Raw genomic sequence first — 12,384 nt, 5'->3', positions numbered from 1 at the left:
ATTCCTCCCTTTGCCTTAACTTGTTCCCGTTCATCACGGGATACGGTATTTTATGTTATTCAGCGAATATGGTATGGACTTCTACCATGATTCACATAAAACAGGGACTTAGCCTCTGGGCGTATCATTTGTCCTATCTAATGCTTAGGGTGCCTGACGACTAATGCATGAGACGAAGTCCCTTGGGAAGATGATTCTTCAGCTGTCCCCCGCTGGCTTTGCTCCATCCAAGCGGATAGCTGCTACTGCCGCATTTGACGGCCACGATTACCCAGCCGCGAAGCTCTGTAGATACATTTAAGGTCTCGCCGTGTAGATAAGCAGCAAGCTCGGAGGAATTAGTCTCCAGGGCTACTACGCGGGCTTCGTCCTCTGCCTCGGCAGCCATCGCTAGGGCGTGGGCCGGCACGAAGCGATTTTTGCGGTAGTCGCCAAGGTGTAGACCGGCACGGGGAACCTTGATCCCGGATAGCAGTTCCATATCAACGTTCAATTCTTTACTGCGGGGCAGTAAATACAGAGCTTCTCCGAACAGGACGGGTATCCCTCCATCTGCTTGGAAGCCGGGCAAATCAAGCTTGGTCCAGGTGGTAAAGGCTTCCCAAGCGTTCAGCAGTTCTTTGCTAGATTCACGTCCTGCACGGGACGATTTGCCTCGCTTCTTATTGGCTCTTGCCTCATTTGTTCTGCCTAAGGCAGCTTGTTCTTCTGCTTGTTGGTCACGCTCCAGCACGGCTACATAATGCCCTTCGCCCTGCCGCAAATGGGGCCATACTCTTTTCTCGGCTTTAAGGCGCATTTCTGGATATTCATTCAGCACCCGTGCAATCATTTCTTCATTTTCTGTCCGATTGAAGGTACAAGTGGAATAGGCGAGCGTGCCGCCTGGCTTCAGCATGGCGATCGCATCCTGGAGGATGTCCCATTGTCGGTTCGCGCAGAGCGCAACCGAAGCTGGAGACCATTCCTCGATGGCGGAAGGATCTTTGCGGAACATGCCCTCACCGGAGCAAGGGGCATCAAGCATGATCCGATCAAAGGTTAACGGGAAGCGTGCCGACAATTCGGGTGGAGTAGCTTGGGTAACGATCGCTCCCCGGATGCCCATCCGTTCCACATTTTCGGCTAATATTTTGGCTCGCTGCGGATGAATTTCGTTACTGATCAGCAGGCCTTGTCCATTCATTTTCGCTGCGATTTGGGTTGTCTTGCCGCCTGGAGCAGCGGCGAGGTCGAGAATGGTCTCTCCTGGCTGTGGGTCTAACAGTTCTACGGCTGACATAGCGGACGGCTCTTGGATATAGTAGAGCCCTGCCATATGGTGAGGGTGCTTGCCAGGGCGGGTATCTTCCTCATAATAGTAGCCCGTGCTGCACCAAGGTACGGGTCTTAGCTTGAAGGCTTGGATCAGTTCATCTATAGCATCATTTGTTTTCAATTTAAGTTGATTGATACGCAGTCCATAGGTACGTGGTTGCTCATAACTGTTCAGAAAGGCGTTGCCTTCCTCTTGTCCCAGCATCTGAATGATCTGTTCCTTGAAATTTGCAGGCAGGGATCGGTCTGACATATTTGTTGCTCCTTTTCGATCAAATAATATTCCTTTCGCAGTTTACCACACTGGATGCTTCTGTTCAAAAGCTTGTTTGTAGTAAGTATTGACGGAAATTGTTGCTTTGGATAGAAAAAGGGGAATGGATGTTCCACTCTACCTATGGCATAATAAGAATTGGCGGTTCATCTGCGTCATAGAGTGTTGTTCAACCTATTATAATGAGAGTTCAAAAAGTACGGTTTTCAGCACCGAGAAGGTTGGATGAAGCTAGGGTCTGAGGAGCGGAGCGTACGTTGTTTGTACGTGAGCACCGGAAGACCCGGGTGAATTCAAGATTCGATGTCGAATAGCTTCATGATTTACTTCGTGTTAGATATAGAATTTATACGTTATCAGCGAAAGCTGATGAAATTCTATATCGCAAGAAAGCCTACCTTTGAATCGCGGTCGCTCATCCTTGAATGGCCTCGTTAGAGGTTTTCTTATCAAAAGTGGACTTTTTGAATTACCTCTAAGATAGAGAGCAAAGGAGAACCCTTATGAAACTGCTACAGGCATTATTTTTTCCTCCAGAGCAGCCTGGAGGCGTATCATCGATGATCCCTTCTTTACAAGAACGGTTTAATTCTCCCCATTGGGAGATGGAATTATTTTCGCTTCCCAAACGGATTAGAAATAAAGGGCATGAGCCTGTCCATTTCCATACATTTGACTGGTGTGAATATGAGGAAAGCCCGATCGTGCAAAAATATATACAAACCTACAAGGACTATATATGGTGGACGAAGCTGCGTTTGAACAAGCCCTACGATTTGATTCATGCGCATCATCCGATTGCCGGGCTCGCGATGAAGGAAGTTTTCCCGGAGACTCCGGTATTGCAGAGCATCCATTCCAGCTATGAGCGTGAATTGCTATTGAACGGACGGATTAAGGCGGGTAGCCTGGAACAGCGGTTCTTGACTTCATTGTATAGAGAGCTTGAAGCGCGTACGGATCGGTTGTTCACCGTATCTCATTCATTCAAGAGTTATTTAACAGATTATGTGGACCATCCGGAACAGATCGGCATAATACCGAACGGTTTCGATGAGCGGCGCTTCAAGCCTGTACCTCATGAGAATGAAGTGACGCAGCTTGTCACAGTATGCCGACTTGTTCCCGCTAAGGGGTTGGATATCCTTCTCCGGGCCTGCAAGGAGCTCAAAGAGCGGGGATTGAATTATGTGCTGCATATTATCGGCGACGGCCCGATCCGCAAGGAGCTTGAGGATTTGGCCAAGGAGTTGGGTATATATAATGAGACGATCTTCTATGGATATACCTTGCATCCTGAAGAATTTGTACCTTTCTTTGACGTATTTGTATTGCCGTCGCGGGCGGAAGCATTCGGTTCGGTATTCGCTGAAGCAGCGCTGTGCAGTCTGGCCTTGGTGGGAACAGATGTCGGAGGAATCTCCGAGCAGATTGAGAGCGGCTCGAATGGCTTGCTGGTACCAGTGGGGGACGTATCGGCGCTTGCCGATGCATTGGAGCAGGTGATCATTGACCCGGCCTTCCGCTATGAGTTAGCCCGTACAGGTTCTGATCATGCCAAGCAGCATTATTCGTTGAACCGGGTCGTGTATGAATTGAAGAAGCTATATTTGGAGTATCAATAACCGTAATTCGTGAAAATGTAAATTGGCCTTCCACCTTTGCCCTGTAGGGGCAGGGGTGGATTTTTTCTATATTAAGAGATGTCCGACATGTCAGCATATACGGTGTATTCTAGAGATCATTTATGGTTTGTTATCTGCTTAGAGTTGTAGGTCGCTAGCAACGCCGCCCATAGCAGGCTGAATATGCCGAACATCGGGTATAGGATCGAGAGTAATGTGCTGAAGCCGAATTGGCTGGTGATGTAACACAGACACAGAATCATGACGGAGAGCAGCCTCGGAGATACATTTATTCGCTGTCTGAGCTGCAGAGTAACACCGTATATATCGGATACAAAGGTGCTGAAGATCTCCATGAAGATCAGCAGGATATAGATGAGCTGGATTACGCTCCCCAGTTGCTGGGCGATGCTGCCCATGGGTATTTCAAATTGGGAGATTCCCGGCATGTTCGCGGACAGGGCGAAATGACCGGCCATGAGCATGAAGCCGACGCCAGCACCACCGAGAACACCACCCCATATGATGGCCCGGCGATCGCGTGTATGGCTGCCGATTGGAACGAGCACAGCTTGGGCCATCGATAGATTGAAGGCGGTGTACATGAGTGGAGAAGCCCAGGCCGAGAATAGACCAGTGTCGGTATCCATAGTTAAGAATCGGCTTGCGCCCGGGGACCCTGCTGTATTGATAATAATGGCCAGAGACAGAATGATCATCATGGGAACGACGATGGAATTGAGCTTCATGATGCCGCTAATTCCCCTGCCCAATAGCAAATAGGTGCTAATGAGCGTGATCCAGAGGCCGATCTGATAGTTGAGGCCGAGATGCTCGTTAAATACAGAGCCGGCTCCAGCCAGCATGACACTATTGACGCCGAGCAGGACGATGAGTGTGAATAGGCTAAGAGCTTGTCCGAATTTCTCGCCGAACAGCTTGCGATTGAGGTCTTCATAGGATACGGCTTGGATCTTGTTGGCGAGCAGCATCATTTTTGTACCTAGCCATATAAACAGAACGGTTGCTAACAGAATCGTTAAGATGCCTAATTTGCCGTAGCGAGTAAAAAACTGTAGTATCTCTTGTCCGGTTGCAAAGCCGGCGCCGACGACAGTACCTATATAAGTGAATGCAATCTGCAAAATTTTGACGGCATTTTTCATGGCCTTCCTCCTGCTGGGTGTGCTATATATAGTACAAGGTATGTTGTGTTTCAAGAGGACATGACTCAAACTGTAAAATGAAACTTATTTGGTATGAGAGGTTGTTCAAAAAGTCCACTTTTGATCACGAAGTAGCTCGAGAGGTTATTCGACATCGAATCTTGAATTCAGCCGGGCCTTCCGGTGCTCACGTAGGTTTTGCCTACGCTCCGCTCCTTTCGTCCCTAGCTTCATCCAACCTTCTCGGTGCTGAAAACTGGCCTTTTTGAACACACACTATGACTCGGGAGGAAGAATAGGATGGATAAATTAAAACAAAGGATTATTGAGGAAGGCGTAGTCGTCTCGGAGGAAGTGCTGAAGCTGGACAAGCTGCTGAACCATCAAGTTGACCCGGAGCTTATGATGGAGCTTGGTCGGGAACTGGCCGAGCGTTTTCGCGATGAAGGGGTAACCCGCGTCGTGACAGTAGAATCCTCAGGCATTTCGATCGCGTTCGCGACGGCGTATGCGTTGGGGGTACCGCTCGTATTTGCCCGCCGCAAGAAAACGCTACTGGAGGAAGCAGATATGCTTCAGGAACGGGTTCCATCCTTTACAAAAGGTATCGTAACCGATATTCTGATATCCCGAGATCTGATCAACGCGCAGGACCGGGTTCTGTTCATCGATGATATTATTGCTAATGGCGATGCGGCCAAAGGCCTGATCAAAATTGTTGAACGCTCCGGCGCGAAGCTAGTTGGTGCAGGAATCGTGGTGGAGAAGTGCTTCCAATCTGGAGCAAAGGCGATTCGTGATCAAGGAATCCGTTTGGAGACACTGGCCAAGATTAAGTCTCTAGAGAATGGGCAGGTCATTTTCGCTGAATAAATATAGCTATTCCAATTTCTTCATGACTCCTTTGCAGGTTCATGTTTTTTCGTTATAATGAGGATTACTAGGGAGAGGAGGCTTATAAGATGGGAAGAGATTCGGTAGTTCCTACAGAGTTTTTCATTTCGAAATTATCCGAAGCCAAGGTTGCTTTTGAACGGGCTCTCGATTGTAAGCATACAGAGTTTGATGACCTTTATCCCTATATGCTTGAGCATCCCCAATTCTTCTGGTATAAGCGCTATGTGGCGTGGTCGAAGCTACTGACGATTGTTGAACTGTGCGAAGAGCTTGACATGCCATGGAAAGAGGAATTCAGCTTGCAGCAGGTCGGGTATTTGGAGCAAAGAGTAATGTCTTCGAAGGTGCTCGACTTCTGGTTCGACGGCAGCAAGGAGCATGCACAACGTTAAGAGGGATAGAGGACTCCGCAAGCTGATGCGGGGTCTTTTTTTGAAGAATTATAAAGCTGGGCAGAACCGCTTCACTCGGATGGCTTCTTCCGATTTTTGATCTGCTCAGCATATTTGGGGCATATTGGAGTGAAGAGAGGAGTGAAAAGTAAATACGATGATAACAGATGAGCAGCTGAATGAGTATCGGTTGTCCGGGCAGAAGGTACGCGTGGTGAGGGATGCGCTTCCTGAGAATGATGTTAGAGGAATTATTGTTGCCTGGGATGAGACCCATGTATTGGTCCGTAGGCCAAACCGGAATATGGTCAAGCTGGACCGCAATTATTTGATTCAATCCGCTAAGGATCCTCGGCCTTCGTTCGAGGAATAAAGGCTGATAATAAGACAACTATCCTGGATGAGAGGCGAGCGCAGCCTGCATCTGGGATAGTTGTATTTGTATGTGCGGGGAATAGGAATCAGGAGTCCGAGGCGGCGCGCCTACTTGGCTGCAGGCGGCTTCTCTTGGGAGCATCTCCCCCCAGATAGGCCCGCATGCGGGAATTGATCTCATGGCGCATTCCAGCCCATAATATCCTCATCTCCCCGCGATATCCACGACAGGTATAATCGGCCCAGATTCCGTTCTCGTCCTGCCGAATCTGGTACAGTCTAATCTTACGCTTATTGAATTCAGTTTGTATCTCGGATAATACGAGGGCAGCTCGTTGTTCTCCTCCCTGGATCATCTCAACATAGATCTCAGGACTCTTCAATACACCGCTCTGTTCAATAATTCTTGCGTCCCGCTGGAATACATGGCGCACGAACTTTAAGAGCAGAGCGCTCTTGATCAAGGCAAGCTCCTCTTCAAGTATACCGGGTACGGCCATATGAACACCTTCTCCCTAAATACGAACTTATGTTCTTATTATATCCAAAATAATTAGAAATAACAATGGGATTTTCAAGCAGAGGGTATCATCAAGAAGCCTTATAGAATGAAGGGGAGCGATTATGATATTTTATTTAAAATGGTTGACTCTATAATTTAGCCGTGATATTATATACCTTGTCGCTGCGGAACACGAAGTGATCTGCGATAGACATTAGAATATGCGGTCGTGGCGGAATTGGCAGACGCGCACGGTTCAGGTCCGTGTGGGCTAACCCCCGTGGAGGTTCGAGTCCTCTCGACCGCATTACTGGCAGCAATGAGTTCAAGGGTTCGATTGCCCTTGGCTCTATACGAAGAAAACCCTTGATGATCAAGGGTTTTTTGTTTTTTTAATTGCCTCTTCAGTACTGTATATAAATGGTATGGGGGACGAATATAGAACATAATGAAAATGGGAATTATTTTGACCAAGATAACCTACAGCGTCGGGGTTCGAGGCGCTATTTTTGACTTGAAAGTTATTTCATAAATCGGATATGTGACCGAGTAAAAGTTATGCATACTTGACATAAAGCCTCGTCTTCTGAAGACGAGGCTTTTTTAATATATCATTTTAAAATTGATATTCGAAAGATTTATGCAACGCTCTTAATTTCCAACCAGAGGATTTGAAATTTCTAACAAATATTCATAACTACATATGTGTTATTTAGTCCAAAATGAAGAAGGGGTTCGCAACGACTAGGGAATAATTACTCTATATAGGAGGCAGTCAACTGATTATTTCGAGTGAGAAATATTTTTGTTGTATATTGGAAAACAAAGTGAGATATATTACAGCACAAGACATAATATTATTTTATAAGTAAATTATGGAACTACATACAAGTTTAAATAGTAATGTAAAAAGATATTTGATGTTCTTTTAATTCCAAGTAGATAAAAGTTGAATTTTGTAGAGGAGACATATTCGAGTGAAATTTAATTACTGGTCTACAAACGATCACACCTTAATTGATTTGCTCGCTAACGGATTGGACGACCTGAAAGAGTTGGATAACCAGTTGTATTCTCTTTTTTGCGTAGAACACAAGCGTCAAATGAACGAACTCATGATGGTGGCCTCTTGCAGCATTGTTCCACCAGCTGTATTAATCTGCCAATCCATGAGTGCAGGGAATGTGACTGCTGAAGGGTATCCGGGAAGACGATATCATGCCGGATGCGAAAATATTGATGCAATTGAAAACGCTGCCATAGAAAGGGCGAAGCAAGTTTTTCATGCTCAATATGCTAACGTGCAGCCTCATTCAGCATCTTCGGCCAATCAGATTGTGCTCTTTTCCCTATTAAATCCCGGAGATACGATTCTCGGTATGGATTTACCCTCTGGTGGACATTTGAGCCACGGGGCAAAAATCTCCTATTCAGGTACTTGCTTCAACGCTGTAAGTTATAGTCTGAGCGAAGACTTCTTAATTGATTATGATCAAGTGGAAAGTCTGGCTATAAAGCATCGCCCCAAATTAATTATATGCGGGACTACTGCGTATCCGCGTCAGGTTGACTTCAAGCGATTCAGGGAGATCGCTGATAAAGTAGGCGCGTACCTTTTGGCTGACATCTCACATATAGCCGGTCTAGTCATCGCAGGTTTACACCCTTCACCAATCGATTACGCTCATGTCATTACGACCTGCACACACAAACAGATTTTTGGACCTAGAGGTGGTTTAATCCTCTCTGGTAAGGATGCAGGCATGCTTTTACACGATAAGAAAAAGTCACTTGCGGAGCATATACAAAGGGCTGTATTTCCTTTTTTCCAGGGGGCTCCAATTCCCAATATGATTGCTGCTAAGGCAATGGCGCTTCAGCTTACACAGACTGAGAATTATAAAACTACGATGTATCGGATCTTAGATAATTCAAGAGTGTTGGGGGCAGCATTAATGTCTTTGGGATTTGATATCATAACTGGAGGAACAGATACCCATATTGTTCTAATTGATCTTACACGAAATGGAATTTCGGGGAATTTGGCTGAAAGAGCGCTTGAGCAATGTGGAATTATTGTGAATAAAAATAATGTGCCGAACCGGAACTCCAAATCAACGATTTCTATGGGGATCAGGTTGGGCACTAACAGTTTAGCTCAAAGAGGATTCGGGCAGATAGAAATGATGTGTTGTGCAGAAATTATTTCTAAAGTAATAGGGAATATGACGGGAGATACATGGGACACCGTTGCTGTAAATGATTCTATCCGCAAGAACGTAAGAGAACAAGTAGGAGAATTGTGCAATCGCTTTCCAATTTTTAATTATTAATGATTTCATATTGGTAATTTATTAAGATTGGGGACAAAAAATGTGGATATTAATAATAAATCGAACCTTCACCATGGGAGGAGCGGATCGGTAACCAATTACTGGAGGAGTGTCCTAGAAGTAAATCCGTCGAATGGATTTCCGACTGACTTCGTCTCTGCACTTCCAACCTCATGTAAAAGTGAAAATTTTACATTTATAGATGATGATCTGGTAGTTCTGGCACAAACGAAAGGGTTGAGTATAGAAGATTCGCTGCTGGCGGCTTATTTAGTGCTAATAGCGCGATACACCGCAAATCACCAGATAAGCGTCGCGCCCCTTAATTTTGTGGAAAATCTCGCAGGGGACATTAAATTTATGCAAATCCCTTTATCTGAATCGAGTACATTTATGGAGCTAATTCAAACGATTCAAGATTTAACTGTGAAGACGAGAGAGAAATGTATAACACTACCTCAATTTAAAAAAATATATCAAGAGTTCAGGAATAAAGGAACGTTATTGTTTGAAACTGCATTTTCTTGGCATCGACAGTTACCGATATTGAATGACGGACTTAACGACCTGCACCCCTCACTTCATTTTATATTCTATAAAGATGAAGATAGGATAAATTTGACGATGACATACCAAGTAGGGAAATACAGGACGAGTACAATTCGTCGAATCGCAGACCATCTAAGGAATATCTGGTTAGGCGGCATAAAACAATCGACATCGAATATATTCAGGATTCCGCTAATGAGCTTAGAAGAACAGGAGCTAATGCTGATAAAGTGGAATGCCACTGATGCGACTTATCCTGCACATCAATGCTTACATCAATTATTTGAAGAAAAAGCCCTGGAAAACCCCTTTGCCCCGGCTGTACGACAAGGTCAAGAAACGATCTCAAGAGGTGAACTTAATAGAAGAGCTAATCGCTTAGCATACAAGCTGCTGGAACTGAAGAAGCACCCCAATGAGCCAATAGGAATCTACTTGGACAAATCGATAGAAATAATTGTGAGTTTACTTGCCGTATTAAAGGCTGGTTGCGCATATGTGCCTATTGATCCGGCTTATCCGATCAAACGAATGCATTATATGTTAGAAGACGCGAATATTCAATTGCTAATCACAGAGCGGGAGTTTGTACCGCTCCTTCCAAGGAATCACATGATGAAAATTATACTTCTAAAAGAGGAAAAAGAGAATCTAGAAAAATTTCTTGATATCAATCCGAAAATGGATATTTCACCAGAAGATTTGTGTTATATCATCTATACCTCCGGTTCAACAGGAAATCCCAAAGGAGTTATGCTTAATCATCGGGGGCGGGTAAATAACTTTTACGATTTTAATACCCGTTTCTCTATAGATGAAAAAGATAGCCTGCTGGCCGTATCAGCAATTGGTTTTGATATGTTTTGTTACGACGTATTTGGCATGATTGCAGCGGGAGGCACCATAGTCCTGCCCCAACCGGAGTTTGCGGATCAGCCAATTCACTGGATGAAGGAGATTGCTGCTAAAGGCATCACAATCTGGCACTCAGTACCAGTCCTTTTAGAACTGCTAGCAAAATGCTCTATCCAACGAAAGATGAAATTGGCTTCGTTAAGAGTAATACTGCTCGGCGGAGATTGGATTCCGGTAGAACTCCCCAATAGGATAAAAAGTGTGGCACCCTCTTCTCAAATTATAAGCCTTGGCGGTGCTACCGAAGCTTCAATGGACTCCATAATTTATGGTATTGAGAAAGTTGAACCAGAATGGACAAGTATTCCTTATGGCAAACCTATGGCCAACCAATGTGCCTATATTCTCGACAATTTGCTTCAACCTGTGCCGATCGGAGTTCCGGGAGAACTATACCTTGGAGGTGTTGGTGTTGCTGAAGGATACTATAACAAACCAGAATTAACTGCTGAGCGTTTTATACCCAATCCGTGGAAGCCTGATACTAAGATATACAAGACTGGAGATTTGGTTAAGTATACAGACGACGGCACTATAATTTTGATGGGTCGCTTGGACCATCAGGTGAAAATTAACGGTGTCCGTATTGAATTGGGGGAAATTGAGTACTGGCTCAAGAAGCACACTCAAATTGAGGACTGTATTGCTTTGGCTATTGAATATGAGCCTCAGAAGAAGAAAATAATTAGCTTTGTTCAACCAAAGCAAGGTGAGCATATTGATCCTGTTCTTCTGCGAGTTTACCTGAGCGAGAGACTGCCCTCCTATTTCGTTCCTTCCGAAACTTGTTTCATTGACCAAATTCCGACAACACCAAATGGGAAAGTCAATCGCAAACATCTTAAAGAGCTTTGGAATTCAGCGTCAGCAACTAAGTCATAGAACCGCAGGAAAAATAAAGTGGGGAGTGATAACAGCGAAACGTGAGGAGATTGTCCGCAAAGTGACTGATATTATTCATGAATTGATAAAGCCCCCTCGCCCAGACAGTATTGATATTAACGCATCTCTACAGAATGATTACGGTTTTGATTCCGTTTCTATTATCGAGTTAATCCTTGCGTTGGAGACTGAATTTAGCCTTGAGTTTCCAGATTCAGAACTAATTATTGAGAAATATGAGAATGTGAATCAAGTGGCGAATATCATTGCACGAATTTATCAAAGTAAGGGAAGGAGTATGGAGGTAAAGTGATCCCTACGTACATTGATCTGCATATTCATACGCTGGTTTCAGACGGTTCTTTAAGTCCTTTCGAAGTTGTAAGGGCCGCTGCTATCCAAGGCCTTCGGGCAATAGCTATAACAGATCACGATACAGTAGATGGTGTTTTGAAAGCTCAGCAAGAAGCAGCTGGGCTGGGCTTGCAGGTTATCCCAGGCATTGAGTTCAGCGCAGTTTATTCATGCGAAATGCATATTCTAGGCTATTGGCTGAATATTAATCATCCCCTTTTGACAGGTATTTTAAAGGAAATAAAGGAATGGAACAGCCAGAATCTCATCAGATTGATTATGAAGCTGAAGCGGATCGGAATTCAGATTCCGCTACATGACGTCAAGACCCGGGAGGGAAACATAGAATTGAACGGTGTGATTCGTTATATGATTGCCCGGAAATATGTTGAATCCCGAAAGGAAGCCTTTGACCGTTATTTAGGTCGCGGCAAACCTGCGTATGTACCTTCCAAAAAGCTAACTCCAGAAGAATGCATTTCAGTAATTCATGAAACCGGCGGGTTAGCAATTCTAGCGCATCCGGGAAGAATGGGGCTTGATGAGAGAGAAACCGAGCAGACTGTGCTGTACTTAAAAAGAGCCAGAATAGATGGAATCGAGTGCTATCACCCTGATCATTCTTTGCAGTTTAAAGATTATTGCCTTCAACTTGCCCTTAAATATAATCTTGCCATAACTGGCGGGAGTGATTTCCACGGTAGACACAGACCAGAGTATCAATTAGGACAAGCCTGTGGCCATCAAAGAATTCCCTATTCAGTTTTGGAGGATTTAATAAAGTATAGACAAGGATGAATGTT

11 protein-coding genes and 1 tRNA gene are annotated in these 12,384 nt (G+C 44.8%); 9 read left to right on the top strand and 3 right to left on the bottom strand.

The window, feature by feature from the left end:
- Positions 1 to 160: 160 nt before the first annotated feature.
- Entirely contained in the window at positions 161 to 1,570 is a 1,410-nt protein-coding gene (locus EI981_RS19210; protein WP_127000905.1) for an RsmB/NOP family class I SAM-dependent RNA methyltransferase, read from the bottom strand.
- A gap of 524 nt (positions 1,571 to 2,094) precedes the next feature.
- On the opposite strand from EI981_RS19210, the gene EI981_RS19205 reads away from it, so the two are divergent.
- Complete coding sequence (locus tag EI981_RS19205; protein ID WP_127000903.1) at positions 2,095 to 3,216, top strand: glycosyltransferase family 4 protein; 1,122 nt, start codon at positions 2,095 to 2,097, stop codon at positions 3,214 to 3,216.
- Positions 3,217 to 3,332: 116 nt separating this feature from the next.
- Here EI981_RS19205 and EI981_RS19200 read toward each other — a convergent pair whose 3' ends face one another.
- Complete coding sequence (locus tag EI981_RS19200) at positions 3,333 to 4,382, bottom strand: YkvI family membrane protein (RefSeq protein WP_127000901.1); 1,050 nt, start codon at positions 4,380 to 4,382, stop codon at positions 3,333 to 3,335.
- A 300-nt stretch (positions 4,383 to 4,682) separates the two neighbouring features.
- On the opposite strand from EI981_RS19200, the gene EI981_RS19195 reads away from it, so the two are divergent.
- The 3 genes from EI981_RS19195 to EI981_RS19185 all read left to right on the top strand — a co-directional run bounded on the left by EI981_RS19195 (position 4,683) and on the right by EI981_RS19185 (position 6,044).
- Positions 4,683 to 5,255 carry a xanthine phosphoribosyltransferase gene (locus EI981_RS19195; protein ID WP_127000899.1) on the top strand — a complete coding sequence of 191 codons (573 nt, stop codon included), beginning with the start codon at positions 4,683 to 4,685 and terminating at the stop codon, positions 5,253 to 5,255.
- A gap of 89 nt (positions 5,256 to 5,344) precedes the next feature.
- Positions 5,345 to 5,671: a hypothetical protein gene (locus EI981_RS19190; RefSeq protein WP_127000897.1), complete on the top strand. Its 327-nt coding sequence runs from the start codon at positions 5,345 to 5,347 to the stop codon at positions 5,669 to 5,671.
- A gap of 157 nt (positions 5,672 to 5,828) precedes the next feature.
- Positions 5,829 to 6,044 carry a hypothetical protein gene (locus EI981_RS19185; RefSeq protein WP_127000895.1) on the top strand — a complete coding sequence of 72 codons (216 nt, stop codon included), beginning with the start codon at positions 5,829 to 5,831 and terminating at the stop codon, positions 6,042 to 6,044.
- An 88-nt stretch (positions 6,045 to 6,132) separates the two neighbouring features.
- Here the strand turns inward: EI981_RS19185 and EI981_RS19180 are convergent, their stop codons facing one another.
- Complete coding sequence (locus EI981_RS19180) at positions 6,133 to 6,546, bottom strand: YhjD family protein (protein WP_127000893.1); 414 nt, start codon at positions 6,544 to 6,546, stop codon at positions 6,133 to 6,135.
- Between the two features lie 225 nt (positions 6,547 to 6,771).
- Here EI981_RS19180 and EI981_RS19175 point away from each other — a divergent pair.
- The 5 genes from EI981_RS19175 to EI981_RS19155 all read left to right on the top strand — a co-directional run bounded on the left by EI981_RS19175 (position 6,772) and on the right by EI981_RS19155 (position 12,379).
- Positions 6,772 to 6,855 (top strand) — tRNA-Leu (locus EI981_RS19175).
- Positions 6,856 to 7,525: 670 nt separating this feature from the next.
- A complete protein-coding gene (locus tag EI981_RS19170) occupies positions 7,526 to 8,881 on the top strand; it encodes a serine hydroxymethyltransferase (protein WP_162616220.1) in 1,356 nt (451 codons plus the stop codon).
- Between the two features lie 42 nt (positions 8,882 to 8,923).
- A complete protein-coding gene (locus EI981_RS19165) occupies positions 8,924 to 11,227 on the top strand; it encodes a non-ribosomal peptide synthetase (protein WP_127000889.1) in 2,304 nt (767 codons plus the stop codon).
- Positions 11,228 to 11,288: 61 nt separating this feature from the next.
- The gene (locus tag EI981_RS19160; protein WP_162616218.1) at positions 11,289 to 11,540 is read left to right on the top strand and encodes an acyl carrier protein; all 252 of its coding nucleotides are present in this window, start codon (positions 11,289 to 11,291) and stop codon (positions 11,538 to 11,540) included.
- Complete coding sequence (locus tag EI981_RS19155) at positions 11,537 to 12,379, top strand: PHP domain-containing protein (protein ID WP_127000885.1); 843 nt, start codon at positions 11,537 to 11,539, stop codon at positions 12,377 to 12,379. The genes EI981_RS19160 and EI981_RS19155 overlap by 4 nt, the downstream gene beginning before the upstream one ends.
- The last annotated feature ends 5 nt before the right edge of the window (positions 12,380 to 12,384 follow it).

The organism is Paenibacillus lutimineralis, assembly GCF_003991425.1.
Lineage (GTDB): Bacteria > Bacillota > Bacilli > Paenibacillales > Paenibacillaceae > Fontibacillus > Fontibacillus lutimineralis.
The sequence above is the reverse complement of the archived record's forward strand: the minus strand, read 5'-3'. Positions and strand labels throughout refer to the sequence as shown.